The organism is Micromonospora sp. NPDC005197 (assembly GCF_040608295.1).
Classification (GTDB): domain Bacteria; phylum Actinomycetota; class Actinomycetes; order Mycobacteriales; family Micromonosporaceae; genus Micromonospora.
The window spans coordinates 1-16,431 of sequence record NZ_JBEXHY010000114.1 but is presented as its reverse complement, the minus strand read 5'-3'; the positions used below and the strand labels follow the sequence as shown (position 1 = coordinate 16,431).

At 72.2% G+C, this 16,431-nt stretch carries 15 protein-coding genes and 1 pseudogene; 5 read left to right on the top strand and 11 right to left on the bottom strand.

Annotated features, from left to right (window positions below; translation table 11 throughout):
• Window positions 1-204, top strand: a pseudogene (locus ABZU46_RS25890) (phytochelatin synthase); the annotation flags it as partial.
• A gap of 64 nt (window positions 205-268) precedes the next feature.
• Here the strand turns inward: ABZU46_RS25890 and ABZU46_RS25885 are convergent.
• On the bottom strand, window positions 269-943 hold the full coding sequence (locus tag ABZU46_RS25885; RefSeq protein ID WP_354861785.1) for a DedA family protein: 675 nt from the start codon (window positions 941-943) through the stop codon (window positions 269-271).
• A 284-nt stretch (window positions 944-1,227) separates the two neighbouring features.
• Here ABZU46_RS25885 and ABZU46_RS25880 point away from each other — a divergent pair, with 284 nt between their 5' ends.
• Window positions 1,228-4,080 (top strand): aconitate hydratase, encoded by a 2,853-nt coding sequence (locus ABZU46_RS25880; RefSeq protein ID WP_354861783.1) that lies wholly within the window; start codon window positions 1,228-1,230, stop codon window positions 4,078-4,080.
• 212 nt (window positions 4,081-4,292) lie between these two features.
• Here the strand turns inward: ABZU46_RS25880 and ABZU46_RS25875 are convergent, their stop codons facing one another.
• Window positions 4,293-4,739 carry a hypothetical protein gene (locus ABZU46_RS25875; RefSeq protein ID WP_354861782.1) on the bottom strand — a complete coding sequence of 149 codons (447 nt, stop codon included), beginning with the start codon at window positions 4,737-4,739 and terminating at the stop codon, window positions 4,293-4,295.
• Window positions 4,740-4,853: 114 nt separating this feature from the next.
• Here ABZU46_RS25875 and ABZU46_RS25870 point away from each other — a divergent pair, with 114 nt between their 5' ends.
• A complete protein-coding gene (locus tag ABZU46_RS25870) occupies window positions 4,854-5,621 on the top strand; it encodes a helix-turn-helix transcriptional regulator (RefSeq protein WP_354861791.1) in 768 nt (255 codons plus the stop codon).
• Window positions 5,612-5,800, top strand: a complete 189-nt coding sequence (locus ABZU46_RS25865) for a DUF397 domain-containing protein (RefSeq protein ID WP_210917330.1) — start codon at window positions 5,612-5,614, stop codon at window positions 5,798-5,800. The genes ABZU46_RS25870 and ABZU46_RS25865 overlap by 10 nt, the downstream gene beginning before the upstream one ends.
• Window positions 5,801-5,814: 14 nt before the next feature.
• Here ABZU46_RS25865 and ABZU46_RS25860 read toward each other — a convergent pair whose 3' ends face one another.
• The 9 genes from ABZU46_RS25860 to ABZU46_RS25820 form a co-directional block, all read right to left on the bottom strand.
• Window positions 5,815-7,074, bottom strand: a complete 1,260-nt coding sequence (locus tag ABZU46_RS25860; RefSeq protein ID WP_354861780.1) for a sigma-70 family RNA polymerase sigma factor — start codon at window positions 7,072-7,074, stop codon at window positions 5,815-5,817.
• A gap of 4 nt (window positions 7,075-7,078) precedes the next feature.
• Window positions 7,079-7,405, bottom strand: a complete 327-nt coding sequence (locus ABZU46_RS25855; RefSeq protein WP_354861789.1) for a YciI family protein — start codon at window positions 7,403-7,405, stop codon at window positions 7,079-7,081.
• 104 nt (window positions 7,406-7,509) lie between these two features.
• On the bottom strand, window positions 7,510-8,121 hold the full coding sequence (locus tag ABZU46_RS25850; protein WP_354861778.1) for an ATP/GTP-binding protein: 612 nt from the start codon (window positions 8,119-8,121) through the stop codon (window positions 7,510-7,512).
• Window positions 8,102-8,488: a DUF742 domain-containing protein gene (locus ABZU46_RS25845; RefSeq protein ID WP_007462630.1), complete on the bottom strand. Its 387-nt coding sequence runs from the start codon at window positions 8,486-8,488 to the stop codon at window positions 8,102-8,104. Before ABZU46_RS25845 ends, ABZU46_RS25850 begins: the two co-directional genes overlap by 20 nt.
• A 5-nt stretch (window positions 8,489-8,493) precedes the next feature.
• Entirely contained in the window at window positions 8,494-8,916 is a 423-nt protein-coding gene (locus ABZU46_RS25840; protein WP_354861787.1) for a roadblock/LC7 domain-containing protein, read from the bottom strand.
• A gap of 91 nt (window positions 8,917-9,007) precedes the next feature.
• Entirely contained in the window at window positions 9,008-11,650 is a 2,643-nt protein-coding gene (locus ABZU46_RS25835) for a nitrate- and nitrite sensing domain-containing protein (protein WP_354861776.1), read from the bottom strand.
• Window positions 11,651-11,773: 123 nt separating this feature from the next.
• A complete protein-coding gene (locus tag ABZU46_RS25830) occupies window positions 11,774-13,378 on the bottom strand; it encodes a prenyltransferase/squalene oxidase repeat-containing protein (protein ID WP_354861775.1) in 1,605 nt (534 codons plus the stop codon).
• Entirely contained in the window at window positions 13,371-14,288 is a 918-nt protein-coding gene (locus tag ABZU46_RS25825; RefSeq protein WP_354861773.1) for a terpene synthase family protein, read from the bottom strand. The genes ABZU46_RS25830 and ABZU46_RS25825 overlap by 8 nt, the downstream gene beginning before the upstream one ends.
• Window positions 14,285-15,622: a cytochrome P450 gene (locus ABZU46_RS25820; RefSeq protein ID WP_354861786.1), complete on the bottom strand. Its 1,338-nt coding sequence runs from the start codon at window positions 15,620-15,622 to the stop codon at window positions 14,285-14,287. The genes ABZU46_RS25825 and ABZU46_RS25820 overlap by 4 nt, the downstream gene beginning before the upstream one ends.
• Before the next feature lie 465 nt (window positions 15,623-16,087).
• Here ABZU46_RS25820 and ABZU46_RS25815 point away from each other — a divergent pair, with 465 nt between their 5' ends.
• A complete protein-coding gene (locus ABZU46_RS25815) occupies window positions 16,088-16,336 on the top strand; it encodes a DUF2630 family protein (protein ID WP_354861771.1) in 249 nt (82 codons plus the stop codon).
• The last annotated feature ends 95 nt before the right edge of the window (window positions 16,337-16,431 follow it).

Genomic DNA, 16,431 nt, shown 5'->3' with positions numbered 1-16,431 from the left:
GCCAACATCGCCGGCACCAGCACCGACACCGACGGCAACACCCACTCGTTCGAAGGCGGGCACTACATCAGCGTCGTGGGCTACCGCGACAACGGTGACGTTGTGCGGATCGCTGATTCGGCCGACCCGAACACCGCCTCCTACGACATCACCGTCGAGCACCTCGCCGACTGGATCGCCACCCGCGGCTACGCCACCAGCTGAGAACCACACACCGACAAGGGCCGGACCCCACCACAGGGGTCCGGCCCTTTCGGCATGCCCCGGGTCAGCGATCCCTGCCGGTGCGGGCCGGCTCCGCGGACTGCGCCGGCTCAGTGGACTGCGCCGGCTCGGCCGCACTCACGCGGTGGGCCCGTCGGCGTAGCCACCACGTGCTGGCCAGCCCTGCGAGCACCGCGAGGACCAGGCCGGCCCAGGAGATGTCCTTGAGCCAGTGCTCGGCGGCCCGGCCGACGGTGAACAGCAGGTACGTGGTGCCGAACGCCCACACCAGCCCGCCGGCGGCGTTGGCCAGCAGGAACCGCCGGTACGGCACGTGCAGTGCCCCGGCGAGCGGGCCGGCCAGGATCCGCAGCAGCGCCACGAACCGGCCGAAGAACACCGCCCAGACGCCGTGCCGGGCGAAGCTCTGCTCGGCCCGGGCTAGCTGGGCGGGGCCGAGATGGCGGGGGAAGCGTCGGCCCAGCCGGGCCAGCAGCGGGCGGCCGCCGCGGCGACCCACCGCGTACCCGATGGAGTCGCCCACGATCGCTCCGGTAGCGGCGGCCGTGGCCACCCACTCCGGCTCCACCACTCCGGTGGCCGCGAGCAGGGCCGAGCTGACCAGGACGATCTCACCGGGCAGGGGTACCCCCATGCTCTCCACGCCGATCACCCCGGCGACGAGCAGGTAGACCGCGATCGGCGGCAGCGACACGAGCCAGTGCTGGACGTCGAACACGGTTGACCCTCCTCCGACCGGACCTCGAACCCTACCCGCGGCGGCCTGCCCGACCGGCCCCTCGACGAAGACCCGGCAGGCGGGTGGTGCGGGCACGCGCACACCCCCTATCCATCCTAGGAGGCTAGGGGTGAAGCGATGGGCGAACCGTGCGCCGAGTTGCGAAACTAGCAAGACGGACGTACGGTTTTGTTTGAGAGCGGAATCGTCGGTAAGTGTCACCTAACCTCGGCGGCACCCCGGCCGGTGCGACACACTGCTCAGGACTACTCACGGTCGCTGGTGTGAAGGAGTACGACGTGGCGAGCCTCGACACCTTCGGTGCGAAGACCCAGCTACGCGTCGGAGACGCGAGCTACGAGATTTTCAAGATCGACAAGGTGGACGGCCACGATCGGCTGCCGTACAGCCTGAAGATCCTCCTGGAGAACCTGCTGCGGACCGAGGACGGCGCGAACATCACCGCCGACCACATCCGCCAGCTCGGCGGGTGGGACCCGACCGCCGACCCGAGCGTGGAGATCCAGTTCACCCCGGCGCGGGTGCTCATGCAGGACTTCACCGGCGTGCCGTGCGTGGTCGACCTGGCCACCATGCGCGAGGCGGTACGTGAGCTGGGCGGCGACGCCACCAAGGTCAACCCCCTCGCCCCCGCCGAGCTGGTCATCGACCACTCGGTGATCGCCGACCTGTTCGGTCGCGAGGACGCGTTCGCCCGCAACGTCGAGCTGGAGTACGAGCGCAACAGGGAGCGCTACCAGTTCCTGCGCTGGGGCCAGACCGCGTTCAACGAGTTCAAGGTCGTCCCCCCGGGCACCGGCATCGTGCACCAGGTCAACATCGAGTACCTGGCCCGCACCATCATGGAGCGCAACGGCCAAGCGTACCCGGACACTGTGGTCGGCACCGACTCGCACACCACGATGGTCAACGGCCTGGGCGTGCTGGGCTGGGGCGTCGGCGGCATCGAGGCCGAGGCCGCGATGCTCGGCCAGCCGGTCAGCATGCTGATCCCGCGCGTGGTGGGCTTCAAGCTGTCCGGCGAGATGCCGGCCGGCACCACCGCCACCGACCTGGTGCTCACCATCACCGAGATGCTGCGCAAGCACGGCGTGGTCGGCAAGTTCGTCGAGTTCTACGGCCCCGGCGTGAGCGCCGTGCCGCTGGCCAACCGGGCCACCATCGGCAACATGTCCCCGGAGTACGGCTCCACCGTCGCGATCTTCCCGATCGACGGCGAGACGATCCGCTACCTGGAGCTGACCGGCCGCGACGCCGCGCAGGTCGCGCTCGTCGAGGCGTACGCCAAGGAGCAGGGCCTCTGGCACGACCCGAAGGCGGAGCCGGACTACTCGGAGCGCCTGGAGCTGGACCTGGGCTCCATCGAGCCGTCGCTCGCTGGCCCGAAGCGTCCGCAGGACCGGGTGCCGCTGGGCGCCGCCAAGACGCTGTTCCGCTCGGCGCTGACCGACTACGTCGCCGAGGAATCCGACGTTGAGCGTGACCTCAAGCCGGGTGTGCCCCGCGAGGAGCTGCCGCGCGGCGCGAACGGGCCGGCCGACGAGGCCAGCGCCGAGTCGTTCCCGGCCAGCGACCCGCCCGCCAACGAGTTCAGCGACCCGGCCGACGAGCCGCGCGACCTGGAGACCGCGGCGGTGGGCGCGGGCGGCCGGGCCACCAACCCGATCCGGGTCACCGGCGCCGACGGCGTCGAGTACGAGCTGGACCACGGCGCCGTGGTGATCGCGGCGATCACCTCCTGCACCAACACGTCCAACCCGCAGGTGATGATCGGTGCCGCGCTCCTGGCCCGCAACGCCGTGGAGAAGGGCCTGACCCGCAAGCCGTGGGTGAAGACCACCCTCGCCCCGGGTTCCAAGGTCGTCATGGACTACTACGAGCGGGCCGGCCTCACCCCCTACCTGGACAAGCTGGGCTTCAACCTGGTCGGGTACGGCTGCACCACCTGCATCGGCAACTCGGGCCCGCTGCCCGAGGAGGTGTCGGCGGCGGTCAACGAGCACGACCTGTCGGTCGTCTCGGTGCTCTCCGGCAACCGGAACTTCGAGGGCCGGATCAACCCGGACGTCAAGATGAACTACCTGGCGTCCCCGCCGCTGGTCGTCGCGTACGCCCTCGCCGGCACGATGGACATCGACCTGGCCAACGAGCCGATCGGTGAGGACAGCGACGGCAACCCGGTCTTCCTGCGCGAGATCTGGCCGAACAGTGCCGAGATCCAGGACGTCATCGCCCAGGCGATCGGCGCGACCGGGTTCAGCGCCGCGTACGCCGACGTCTTCGCCGGCGACGAGCGGTGGCAGTCGCTGCCCACCCCGACCGGCGACACCTTCGCCTGGGACAGCGACTCGACCTACGTGCGCAAGCCCCCGTACTTCGAGGGCATGCAGCAGGAGCCGAGCCCGGTCGTCGACATCTCGGGCGCGCGGGTGCTGGCCAAGCTGGGTGACTCGGTGACCACCGACCACATCTCGCCGGCCGGCTCGATCAAGGCCGACTCCCCCGCCGGCACGTACCTCGCCGAGCACGGCGTGCCGCGCCACGAGTTCAACTCGTACGGCTCCCGCCGGGGCAACCACGAGGTGATGATCCGAGGCACCTTCGCCAACATCCGGCTGCGCAACCAGCTGGTGCCCGGGGTGGAGGGCGGCTTCACCGTCAACCACCTCACCGGCGAGCAGACCTCCATCTACGACGCCTCGATGGCCTACCAGGAGGCCGGCATCCCGCTGGTCATCCTTGCCGGCAAGGAGTACGGGTCGGGCTCGTCGCGGGACTGGGCGGCCAAGGGCACCATGCTGCTGGGCGTGCGGGCGGTCATCGCCGAGTCGTACGAGCGGATCCACCGCTCCAACCTGATCGGCATGGGCGTGCTGCCGCTGCAGTTCCCGGTGGACGTCACCGCCGAGTCGCTCGGCCTGACCGGCACCGAGATGTTCACCATCACCGGTGTGACCGCCCTGAACGACGGCGACACCCCGCGTACGGTGAGGGTCACGACCGACACCGGCGTGGAGTTCGAGGCCGTCGTGCGGATCGACACCCCGGGCGAGGCGGACTACTACCGCCACGGTGGCATCCTGCAGTACGTGCTGCGCCGCATGATCGCCAACTGATCGCGTACGACATTTGCGAAGGGCCGCTTCCCGCGCTGGCGGGGAGCGGCCCTTCCCCGTCTCTGCCTTCCCATGCCCCGGGTAGCTGTCTCGCGCCCTTTGCTCTGCTTCACTCGGCGCAACACTGACCGTGCGGTGCCGTTGCGCCCGTTGAAGCAGAGCAAAGGGCAAGAACGTGGTACGGCCAGCGAAGGATCCGGACCAGGTCCCGCTCAGCGCAGTCGCAGCGCGACCGCGCGGGCCTCTTCGTCGGTGAGGGGCAGGAACCAGAGGAAACGGCGAACGATGGCCACCGGATCGGGGCCGCCCGGCTGGCCGCGCAGGTCCCGGATCGCCCGCCGGGTGATCCGGGAGAACTCGGGGATAAGGGTCGCGCGGCGAGCAGCGTCCGTCGGGGTCGCTCGCAGCGCCGGGCAGGGCCAGTCCCGCCCGCAGGCGTCGCATATCCAGAAAGGACCGTCGGCGGTGTGCCCGACCGGCGGGCCGCACCGGGGTCGCCAGCGTGATTCGGGTACGACGTTGGCGGCGCGACCGGAACCACGGTGCGGAGGAATGAGCCGCTCGATGGGGCGGGGCGCGCTCTTGCGCGGCTGCTTCGGCCGGGACGGCAACGGACCGACGGTCGGCTTCGCGTGCTCTCGCGGCTTTTCCTCGGGCATCCTGCGCTCCCTCGTCGATGCTGTCTACACAGCACCCTGCCGAGGGTTGCCAAACAATTACACCGCGTAGAAGTATTTGCCTCCGACGTCTGGAACGTTCTGGAGGGTGTGGAGATGAATCGAGCCGTACAGGCGGCCATGGTCGAAAAGGGCTACACAGCGGACAGTCTCGCTGCTCAGATTGGTGTCGATCCGAAGACGGCGGCAAAGTGGGCGAGCAGGGATCGAATTCCCCAGACTCGTCATCGTGCCCGGGTCGCCGAGCTGCTCGGTCGGAACGTCGAGGAGCTGTGGCCGGACGCGCTGAAGCGTCGAACGCCGGCCTGGTTCCGGCCCTGGGCCGAGATCGAGCGCGAGGCGCTGTCGCTGCGGTCGTTTCAGCTCGCGTGGATACCGGGCCTGCTTCAGACGAAGGCGTACGCGCTGGCAACACTGGTCGGCGAGGCGTTGACGCCGACCGAGGCCGACGATCTCGCCGAGGCGCGGCTGAGTCGGCAGGCGATCCTGCGCCGGGAACGTCCGCCGCTGCTCGTCGCGGTCCTCGACGAGGGAATTCTCCGGCGCACCATCGACGGCGACCGGGCCATGATGCGGGAGCAGTGCGAGCGGCTGGCCGAGCAGGGCGCGCTGCCGAACGTGTCGCTGTTCGTCGTGCCCGCCGATGTCGGCATGTATCCGGGCCTCGGTGGGCCGTTCACCGTGGCCGAGATGCCGGACGGGGCGCGGGTCGCCCACGTCGACAGTCAGGCGCAAGCGCAGCTCATCGACAAGGCGGTCGACGTTGCTACGCTCGACCGACGGTGGGAGCGCATTCGTGACGGAGCACTGTCGCGGGCGCAATCCCTCAACCTCATCAGGGAAGCGGCAGCATCATGGACCTGACCGGCGCTCGGTGGCGCAAGAGCAGCAAGAGTGGCAACAACGGCGGCGACTGCGTCGAGGTGGCCGACAACCTCGCGGGCGTCATCGGCGTACGCGACTCCAAGGACCCGGCCGGTCCGACGCTCGCCTTCGACCCGGCGGCCTGGACCCGCTTCCTGGTGCTGGCCAAGCGCGGCTGACCCGGAGGATCCGGCTACCTCGCGAGGTCGTCCGCCCGGTCGAGCAGCGCACGGCGCTCGGCGGTCGAGCCGGCCATCTCAGCGGCCTCCCGGAACAGCGCGACGGCCCGCAGCCGGTCACCCTGCCGGGCGACCAGATCGGCGCGCACCGCCACGGCGAGCGGGTTGCCGTCCAACCCTCCCCCGGTCTGCGCCGCGTCGAGCAGGCCCAATCCGGCGTACGGCCCGTACGCGTAGCCGTGCGCGACCGCGCGGTTGAGCGCGATCACCGGTGAGGGCCGGATGTCGGCCAGCGCGTCGTAGGCCCGCGCGATCGTCAACCAGTCGGTGGCCTCCGCGGACGGCGCGGTGGCGTGGCAGGCGGCGATCCGGGCCTGCCACGCGTACGGCCCGTCGTGGCGTACCCGAGCAAGGGCGGCCTGGCCCTCGGCGATGGCCGCGCGGTCCCACCGCGCGCGATCCTGCCGCTCAAGGGTGAGCAGGTTGCCTGCGGCGTCGCGACGGGCGTCCCGGCGGGAGTGCTGGAACAGCAGCAGCGCCAGCAGCGCGGCCACCTCGGACTGCTCCGGCATCAACCGGTCGAGCAGCCGGGCCAGCCGGACCGCCTCGTCGGCGAAGGCCGGCTCGCCGTCGACGACGTAGCCCCGGGTGAACAGCAGGTACAGCACGGCGAGCACCCCGGGCAGCCGCTCGGCCAGCGCCGGCCCGCTCGGCACCCGGTACGGGATGCCGGCCTGCGCGATGCGGGTCCGGGCGCGGGTCAGCCGGCGGGTCATCGTCGACTCACTGACCAGCAGGAGCCGGGCGATGTCGGCGGTCGGCACCCCGCAGACGGTCCGCAGGGTCAACGCCACCCGAGCCTCGATCGCGAGCGCGGGATGGCAGCAGGTGAAGATGAGCCGCAGCCGGTCGTCCACCACGTCCTCCCCCGCCGGGGTCTCGGGCCACGCGTCGTCCGGCGCGAGGACCGCCAGTTCGTGCAGCTTGCGGCGCTCGACGGCGGTCCGGCGCAGCACGTCGAGCGCGCGGTTGCGGGCGACGGTCAGCAGCCAGGCGCCGGGGTTCGCCGGCACGCCGTCGCCGGGCCAGCGCTCCAGCGCGACGGCCAGGGCCTCCTGCGCGCAGTCCTCGGCCAACGCCCAGTCCCCGGTCACCCGGATCAGGGTCGCGACGATCCGGGGGTACGCGTCGACGCCAGCGGCCGCGACGGCCTGCGCCGCCACGGCCGCGCCGACGTCGTCGGGCGCACCGGTCGTGGTGTCGGTGCGAGCCATTCGATCAGTCCGACAGGGCACCGAACGGGCGCAGTTCCAGCCGCCCCTCCCGCGCCATCGGGTGGGTACGCGCCACCTCGATCGCCTCGTCGAGATCCGCGCAGTCGAGCAGGTCGAAGCCCACGATGACCTCCGTGGTCTCGGCGAACGGCCCCTCGGAGACGAGCAGTTCGCCGTCGCGGACCCGGACGGTGGTGGCCGCCGTGGTCGGCGCCAGCACGTTGCCGGTGAGGCGACGGCCGCGGGTGTCGTTGTCGGCCACCCACGTGTGGATGTCGGGCAGCTCGGTCGGGTCGGTGTCCGGTGCGGTGTCGCTGCAAACGAACATCATGAACTTCATCTGGCGCTCCCTCGGGTTTTCCGGGTGTCGCCAGCATGACGAACGGCCGGGGCCGATCCGGACACGGGTGCCCGGAAAATTGCCCCGACCGTCGGTCAGTCCCCGCTGGCGGCGCGCCGGCGAGCCTCGCGGGTCTTCATGGCGTGCTCCATGAGGGTCACGAGCACCTCCTTGCTGGACTCGCGCTGACGGGCGTCGCAGAGCAGCACCGGCACGCCCGGGTCCAGGTTCAACGCGGTCTGCACCTCGTCGAGCCGGTACTGGCGGGCGCCCTCGAAGCAGTTCACCGCCACCACGAACGGGGTGCCCCGACCCTCGAAGTAGTCGATCGACGGGAAGCAGTCGGCCAACCGGCGCGTGTCGGCAAGCACCACCGCGCCGATCGCGCCCAGCGCCAGCTCGTCCCAGACGAACCAGAACCGGTCCTGCCCCGGTGTGCCGAACAGGTAGAGCACCAGGTCGTCGCTGATGGTGATCCGACCGAAGTCCATCGCCACGGTGGTGGTGGTCTTACCCTCCACCCCGGACAGGTCGTCGATGCCGACGCCGGTCTCGGTCAGCACCTCCTCGGTGCGCAACGGCCGGGTCTCGCTCACCGCGCCGACCATGGTGGTCTTGCCCACGCCGAAACCACCGGCGACCAGGATCTTGATCGCGGTGGGCAGTGGCGTCGCTCCCGCCGGCCGCTCAGAGTGCCCGTAGTCCATTGATTACCGCCTCGAAGATGCTGTTGTCGGGAAGACCGGCCGTGGTCTGCGGTTCGCGTACCTGCACGAGGTTGCGGGCCGCCAGATCGCCGAGGAGCACCCGGATGGTCCCCACCGGCAGGTCGAGGTGGGCGGCGATCTCGGCGACGGACTGTATTCGCTGGCACAGGCCGACGATCGCCAGGTGCTCGGGACCGAGACCCACCTCCGGCGTCACGTCGGCACGGGTCGCGGTGACCAGGGAGATCAGGTCGAACGTGCCGGTGACCGGACGGGCACGCCCGCGTGTCACCGCGTACGGGCGCACCACCGGGCCCGCATGGTCATCCACCCACTGATGCTCTGCGGACTCCCCCTGCACCGTCATGGCCGTTACCTCTCGCCAGCCGACTGTTCGGCGCTCCGCGACGGGGAGGCCACGTACTTGCCGACCCGGGTGACGAGCATCGCCATCTCGTACGCGATGAGACCGACGTCGGCGTCCTCGCTGGCGAGAACAGCCAGGCAGGCGTTGCGGCCGGCGGCTGTGACGAACAGGAACGACGACTGCATCTCGATGATGGTCTGCTGCACCTGCCCACCGCCGAAGCGCTTGCCGGCGCCCCGGGCCAGGCTCTGGATGCCGGCCGCCATCGCCGCGAGGTGCTCGCCGTCGTCGCGGCTCAGCCCCTGTGAGGAAGCCATCAACAGCCCGTCGGTGGAGAGCGCGACCGCATGCTCGGCCTGCTTCACCCGGCCCACCAGATCATCCAGCAACCACGTCAGGTCGGCACTCGAAGCCGTCTTCTGGGCCACTTCGTCGTCCTCTTCTCGCCCGGCAGTTGCGCCGTATTCGTCTTGGGCTTGACCGTCACACCGCGCGGGAACCCGCAGCACCGGCGCTCGGTCAGGTGGCTTGTGGTTCCTCGTCGGTCGGCTCGGACGTACCGCTCGACGAGGCGTCGGACGCGCCACCGAGCAGTCGCGCCGCGTCGGTCCGACCGCGCCGGGTGCCGGTCTGATACGAGCTCATCATCCGGCGTACCTGCTCCGGCGGCCGTGCCACGTCCTCCTCGTCGGACTCGGTTGCCGCCGCCGGGTCGTCGCGCAGCTCGGGAACGATGTTCGCCTGGCGAACGCGGACCGGCAGGCCCGAGCCGGTCCGGTCTGTCTCGGCCCGCGCCGGAATCGGCCCGCCCTCGCCGCCCGGCCCGCCCTCGCCGCCCGGCTCGCCCTCGCCGCCCGGCTCGCCCTCGCCGCCCGGCTCGCTGCCGCCGCCGCTCGGGCCGCCCCGGTCCACCGCGGGCAGGCCGGTGGGCACCGTCGGGCCCTCCAGGGCCGGCTGGCCCAGGCCACGCCGGGCCCGGGTGGGCAGCTCCGCCGCCGAGGCGCCCAGGGTCGTGCGCTGCCGGGTGGGGAGTACGACGTCGGTGTCGGTTCCGTCCACCTGCTGCTCGGTCGGGGTGCTGCTCTCGGCCGGCACCGGGGCGACGGGGGTCACCGGCTGCGCCGCGCCCGGACCGCTCGTGTCCGTCGCCGCGGCGGCCACCGCGACCGACGAGAGGCTGGCGGAACGGCCGCCGTCGGCGGGACCGCTGGCGGGCGGCCCCGAGGGCAGCGCGATGGCCGTCGGCCCGACCGGCAACGCGCCGGAGGTCTCCGGGGCGGTCCCGTTCGAGGTGACCAAGTCCAGCGGGATGAGCACGACGGCGGTGGTGCCGCCGTACGCCGACTCCTTGAGCCGGACCCGCACGCCGTGCCGCTCGGTCAGCCGGCTCACCACGTAGAGGCCGAGCCGGGCGGCGTTGGCGAGGTTCAGCTCGGACTGGTCGACGATGCGGTGGTTCGCCGCGGCCAGGTCCTCCTCGCTCATGCCGAGGCCGCGGTCCTCGATCTCGATGGCGAACCCGTTGGCCACGAGCTGGCCACGGACCTCGACGGTGGTGTGCGGCGGTGAGAACGACAGGCCGTTCTCGATCAGTTCGGCGAGCAGGTGGATGATGTCGCCGACCGCCCGGCCGGCGAGCGAGACGGGCCCGAGCGGCAGCACGTTGACCCGGGTGTAGTCCTCCACCTCGGCGACCGCGCCGCGCACCACGTCCACCATGGGGACGTTGCGCCGCCAGGCCCGGCCCGGGGTGGAGCCGGACAGCACGATCAGGTTCTCCGCGTTACGCCGCATCCGGGTGGCCAGGTGGTCGACCCGGAACAGGTCCTCCAACTCCTCCGCGTCGTGTTCACGCCGCTCCATCGCGTCGAGCAGGGTGAGCTGGCGGTGCACCAGCGCCTGCGTACGCCGGGCCAGGCTGAGGAACACCTCGCGGACGTTGCGGCGCAGCTCGGCCTGCTCGACGGCGGTGCTCAGGGCGGTCTCCTGGACGGCGTTGAACGCCTTGCCGACCTGGCCGATCTCGTCGGTGCCGAACTCCAGCGGGGGCGCCTCGGTGGCGACGTCGACCTCCTCGCCGCGACCGAGCCGCTCGACCACCCGGGGCAGCCGCTCGTCGGCGAGCTGCCAGGCGGCCTGCCGCAGCCGTTCGAGCTGGCGCAGGAGGGTCCGGGCCGTGGTGATGGAGACGACGACCGAGGCGATGACGGCGAGCAGGCCCAGGCCGGTGGCGAGCACCAGCCGGACGACGACCATCACGGCCACGCCGGTGGCCCGGCCGACGATGCCCTCGCCGCCGTCGGTTACGGCGTCGTTCACCTCGGCCAGCGCCGGCTCGACGGTGCCGCGCCACTGCTCGGCGCTGACCGGCAGTTGGGTGGCCGGCCGGCCCTCGCGGATGATGCTGTCCTGTACGGCGCGTAGCCGGGTGAACGCCTCGCCCTCGACGAGCTGCCGGTAGCGGCGCTGGTCGGCGTCGGCGAGCCGGGCCCGGGTCTCCTCGCCGAGGAACCGCTCGGCGCCGACCAGGCTGACGTAGCGGGCGTACTCCGGGCCGCTGATCCGGCCGTTGCCGAAGAGGCCGCTGAGCAGCGCGTCCTCCTGGGAGATCAGCTCCTTCATCCGGTTGAGCTGGATCAGGGCCGCCGCGTCGGCGGCGATCTCCTTGTCGTCCAGGCTGCCCGTGACGTCGTAGATCCGAAAGATCGATTCGATCGCGTCGGTGTAGGCGTCGGCGGCGGAGATCCGGTCCACCTTGCGGGCGAGCACGTCGGCGCGGGTCTGCTTCAGCCCGTCGACCTGCGCGATCGTGGCGTCCAGCTGGGCGTCGAGCGCCGAGCTGCCGGCCACGTCGACCTGCCAGTTGCGGACCGAGGCGGCGAAGTCCTCGGCCAACCGCGCGGCCTTGCCCTGCTCGGCCTCCAGCGTCGCGCGCTGCTCGGCGTCGGGGTTGCTCAGGTACGCCTGGGTCAGCCGCCGCTCCAACTGGAGCTCCTGCAGCAACGGCTCACTGGGCGTGTAGACCCTGCTGTTGAGCAGCTGGACACCGAGCAGGTTGAAACCGTCCCGCAGGGTCACCCATGCCGCGAACATCCAGAGCGCGACCAGGGAGAGCAGCAGGGCGACAACCTTGGTGCGGATACTCGTACCGCGAGAACGCATTGAACCGTCCCAGGCCGGGGTTGACTCAGCTCATCAACGGGTGATCATGGCAGACGACGTCCCGCCACGGCGGGGCGAACGGGGCTGAGGCTCTGCGTACGCTAGCAGTGTCCACACAACCCCTCAAGTTGTTGTTTTTGTTGCCGCGTAACCACAATCCACCACCGAACGGTTGGCATCCGCCAGATGGACGGAGGCCAGCCGGCAGGCGGCCAGCACCGCCGCGCGGACGATCGCGGTAGGACAGTACAGCTCCTTGCCGTACCACAGTGGAGGGTCGACCCGACCGGACGGCCGGTGCAGGTAGGCGTGGCCGCGCGCCACCGCGTCGTCGACCCGGGGCGCTCCGGTCGGTGCGGCCAGCAGCACCTGCAGGGCGTACGCGGTCTCCTCGGCCGTTCCGCCCCACCGCCCCCACGAGCCGTCGGCGCGTTGGCTGTCCAGCACCCAACGGGCCGCCCGGTCCACCGCCTCGGCCGCCACGCCGCCGCGACCGAACTCCGCCAGGGCCAGCACACAGCAGGCCGTGGCGTAGTACGGCGAGGCGTGCCACCGGTCCTGCCAGGGGCCGTCGGCGAGCTGGTGTGCCGGCAGCATGATGCTGAGCCGCTCGATCGCCCGGTGGTAGCGCGTGTCCGCGCCGGGGTGCGCGGCCACGTGCTGGCCTAACGCGTCCAGCACGTGCGCGTTGGTGGTGACCGAGAAGCCGTCCTCGCTCCCCGGCCAGGTGCAGAAACCGTCTGCCGTCTCGTACGCCCACAGGCTGGCCGGGTCGGCGGGATGGCCGAGCCGGGCCAGCGCGTCCAGCGTGACCGAGGTGGTGTCGGCGTCGGTCGGCAGGCCCTCGCCGGTGGCGACGCCCTCGGCGGCGGTGGCGGCGGCCAGGGTGCGCAGCACGGTCGCCGGCGGGTTGACCGCGACACCGGCGCGGCGCAGCCCGCCGAGCACCCAGGCCCGCTCGAAGACGGTGATCGGGGCCGGGCAGGGCACCGGCCCGTCGCCCTCGCGGATCAACTCCCGCAGGAAGGCGTGCGCGGCGGGGCCGGCGTCCGGGCCGGCGGCGGTCAGCCAGGCGGCGGTCGCAGCGGGTGAGGCGCCGACGGCGGTGAGCGTCGGCCCGGCGTCGGGCGGTGTCGCGTCCAGCACCTCGTAGAAGTGGGCCAGCTTGGTCGGCAGCGCCGCCCCGGCGGCCACCGCGGCCCGTACCGCGCGCAACCGGTCGGGGCCGAGCCCCGGTGGCAGGGTCAGCGGCGGGTGGGGCAGCCGGTCGGCGGTCGCCCGGTCCAGCCGGGTCAGCCGGTCGTTGATCGACTCGACCAGCGCGGGGACGATGAGGTCCAGCGCCGGGGTGTCCGGCAACGCCCGCGCGTGCGTGGCGAGCAGCCGGCCGGTGAGCGCGTCGAGCCCGCGCGCCACCGGGGCGAGCAGGTCCGGCCCGGACCACCCGCCGTCGGCCAGCGCGGCGAGCAGAGCGTCGGTGGCGCTGAGCGTGGGCACCAGGGCGTACCCCTCGGGCGGGCCCCACGCGCCGTCCGGGCGCTGCTCGCGCAGCAGGAACCCGATCCGCTGGTGGTGTCCCGGCAGCCAGGCCGCACCGGCGACGAGCCGGCCGCTCTCGTACACCGAGGCGGCGACCTGCCCCCACGGCCGCAGCGCGAGGCCGGCGATCAGCTCGCGCGCGGCGTCGGTGGCCGGCTCGGCCAGTACGCGCGGGGAGCCCTCACTCACCGCGTGCCCCCCAGAAGTCCGACAGCTGGTAGAAGCCACCCGTGAAGGAGATCTGCCGGTGCAGGTAGTCCGCCTGGCGGGGGCAGCGTTCGGCGAGAGCGGCCAGGTCGCCGCGGGACCGGGTGGTCAGCTCGGCGAGCCGGGCGTGCACCCGCGCCGGGTCGTCGACCAGCAGCAGGGCGTTCAGATCACCCCACTCGGCGTCCCGCCCGTGCGTGGCGAGGTCGTTGACCAACCGCAGCACCCGCTGCACGCCACGTCCGGCGTCCAGCAGGTCGGTCAACTGGGCGAGGGTCCGCTCGTCGCCGGTGGCGATCCAGTGCGTGACGTTGACGAAGGAGCAGGCGAGGTTGTCGGCGTTGTCCAGATAGCGGTCCAGGTCCGGCAGGCGTCGCCCGGTGGTCGGGTCGGTCGGCAGGTTCTTCCAGTCCCACTCACGCGACACGGCGGCGAGCATCCGCGCCAGCTCGTCGCGCCAGATCGGGCGCAGCCGCGTGAACGCCGGGACGGTCGCCAACTCGTCGCGCAGGTCGGCCAGCAGCCGCGCCAGGTGCCGGCCCGGCGGGGGCGCGGCGCCGTCGGCGACCGCCAGGCAGTCGGTCACGATCGCCCGGACGTCGTCGGCGGACCGGGCGAGGTAGTCGACCTGCCAGTCGGCGGCGAAGACCCAGAGCAGGGTACGGGTGGTGATCCGCAGTTCGGCGGCGGTGTGCCAGGGCGCGGTGAACGCGATCGCGGTGGCCACCGAGCTGAGCAGCGCGGCGTCGAACGGCGCGGCGTCGAAGAGTTCCGGGTGGGCGGCGGTGACGCCCTGCAGGTCGCGGACGCCACGGACGGCGAGCGCGCACACCCGGCCCTGCTCGGCGACCGCGTCGGGCCCGGCCTGCACCGGCCACGGGACCCCGGTCATGACACGACCGGCCGCTCGACCGGAGTGACGATCAGCTCGGCCCGCTGCTTGGGTTGCAGCGAGGCGCCGAGCCGGGGTGTCAGGCCTACGGGCTCGCGCAGTCGGAAGCGGTAGCGACTCAGCACGGTGCTGACGATGAGCTGCGCCTCCAGCAGGAACAGGTACTGCCCGAGGCACTGGTGCGGGCCGCCGCCGAACGGGAAGTAGGAGTAGCGGTAGCGCCGCCGGGGCTTCTCCGGCGCGAAGCGCTCCGGGTCGAACAGCGTCGGGTCGTTCCAGAACGTCGACATCCGCTGGGTGACGTACGGGCTGACCAGCACCGTGCCACCGGCCTTGATCCGCACACCGCCCAGCACGTCGTCGCCGACCGCGGTCCGGGGGATCATCCAGCCGGCCGGGTAGAGCCGCAGCATCTCGTCGAGCACCATGCGGCCGTAGCGCAACTGCGGCAGGTGCTCGCGGCCGACCCGTTCCGCGCCGACCACCTGCTCGATCTCGTCGGTCATCCGCTCGGCCACGTCGGGCCGGGAGGCCAGCACCGGCCACAGCCAGGAGAGCAGGGCGATGGTGGTCTCGGTGGCGGTGGAGAACATCGCCACCACGTCGCCGCGGATCGCGTACTCGTCGGGTTCGCTGCCGTCGGCGCGCGGCCGGCAGAGGGTGGAGATGATGTCGTCGCCGTCGGTGGGCCGGGCCCGGGCCTCCCGGATGATCGGCAGCACCACCTCGTCGATGGTCCGCACGGCCTCGGAGAAGCGTCGGTCGCCGGGCATCGGCACCGCGTACGGCACGAAGGGCACCAGCAGGCGCGGGAGCATCGCGGTGGTGACGGTGTCCAGCGCGGCGCTGATCCGCAGCGCGTCCGGCACGGAGATGCGGTCGGCGAAGAGCACCCGCATGGTGGTCCGCAGCACGATCCGGGTCAGCTCGGCGCCGCCGTCGATCGGGCGGCCGTCGCGGGCGGGCTCCAGCCACTCGTCGACGGCCTCGTTGATCGCCTCGGCCATCCGGTCGACGAGCGTCTCGGCCCGCTTCGCGGTGAACAGCGGTTGCAGCGCGCCGCGGCTGGACTCCCAGATTTCGCCCTCGGCGACCAGGATGGCGTCGCCGACGATCCGGCGGACCGGCCGCCACAACAGGCCGTCGCCGTCGCGGGTGTAGTTGGCAACGTTGTCCCTCAGCACGCGTTGCAGGTGCTCCGGGTGACTGACGAGGTAGGGGCGGAACGAGCCGAGGTTCAGCCGGACGACCTCGCCGCCAGCGGCGTCCGCGAAGCCGACCAGCGCGCCGAGCGGGTCGCGGACCAGCGCGGGCAGGGCGCGACGGAGCGGGATCATCCGGGGTTCGGTGCTGACGGGGGTGGGGCCGGCATCGGACACCTGGGACATGCAACGTCTCCTCGTCGTTCCGCCGGCCTGGGTTGTCCACTTCGGCCGGTCGGGACTGTGGAACTTTCACCTTCTGGGCGACGGAAGCATCTCACCAATTCGGGGGCACCTCTAGACCTGTGACCGGTGAGATTCCACCGACACGCCCAACGGACATCGATGGCGATGGCCGGCCTGAGTCCTGAGTGGATAGTCAGGATGCGGCACCGATGCAGGTCGCACCCGTGCACGTTGAGGTCGCAGCCGCCGGCGAGCCCACGGGACGGCGGGTCCGTGGGCTGCTCGGCCAGCGGGCCCGCCCGCCGGGTCGCACCCGGGCGATCCCAGAGGGCGGGCGGCGCGGGCGCGCCAGGACGCACCGGTACCTGCGAATCCGGGCGATGTCGGGCACCCTGTGCCAGGCTCTGTGGCATGGACGACAAGACCATCCTGAACCGGATCTCCGAGCTGGTCGACGAGGAACACCGGCTGCGCGCGGACGCCCAGGCCCACGAGTCGGGCACCGAGGGCGAGGCCAGCGAGCGGCTGCGCGCCCTGGAGGAGTCCCTCGACCAGTGCTGGGACCTGCTACGCCGCCGTCGGGCCGCCCGAACCACCCACGGCGACCCGGACTCCCAGGGCGAACGCCCCAAGCCCGAGGTCGAGCGCTACCTGCAGTGACGGGTACGGGCGGGGGGGGGGGGGGGGGGGGGCGCCCCCCCCCCCCCCCGCCGCGGGGTGCCCCCCCCCCCCCCCCCACCCCCCCCCCAACACCC

Excerpts from the sequence above, each read along its gene's own strand:
- ABZU46_RS25875 (WP_354861782.1), bottom strand. The coding sequence starts at position 4,739 with ATGCCCGAGGAAAAGCCGCGAGAGCACGCGAAGCCGACCGTCGGTCCG.
- ABZU46_RS25870 (WP_354861791.1), top strand. The coding sequence starts at position 4,854 with ATGAATCGAGCCGTACAGGCGGCCATGGTCGAAAAGGGCTACACAGCG.
- ABZU46_RS25865 (WP_210917330.1), top strand. The coding sequence starts at position 5,612 with ATGGACCTGACCGGCGCTCGGTGGCGCAAGAGCAGCAAGAGTGGCAAC.
- ABZU46_RS25860 (WP_354861780.1), bottom strand. The coding sequence starts at position 7,074 with ATGGCTCGCACCGACACCACGACCGGTGCGCCCGACGACGTCGGCGCG.
- ABZU46_RS25855 (WP_354861789.1), bottom strand. The coding sequence starts at position 7,405 with ATGATGTTCGTTTGCAGCGACACCGCACCGGACACCGACCCGACCGAG.
- ABZU46_RS25850 (WP_354861778.1), bottom strand. The coding sequence starts at position 8,121 with ATGGACTACGGGCACTCTGAGCGGCCGGCGGGAGCGACGCCACTGCCC.
- ABZU46_RS25845 (WP_007462630.1), bottom strand. The coding sequence starts at position 8,488 with ATGACGGTGCAGGGGGAGTCCGCAGAGCATCAGTGGGTGGATGACCAT.
- ABZU46_RS25835 (WP_354861776.1), bottom strand. The coding sequence starts at position 11,650 with ATGCGTTCTCGCGGTACGAGTATCCGCACCAAGGTTGTCGCCCTGCTG.
- ABZU46_RS25825 (WP_354861773.1), bottom strand. The coding sequence starts at position 14,288 with ATGACCGGGGTCCCGTGGCCGGTGCAGGCCGGGCCCGACGCGGTCGCC.
- ABZU46_RS25815 (WP_354861771.1), top strand. The coding sequence starts at position 16,088 with ATGGACGACAAGACCATCCTGAACCGGATCTCCGAGCTGGTCGACGAG.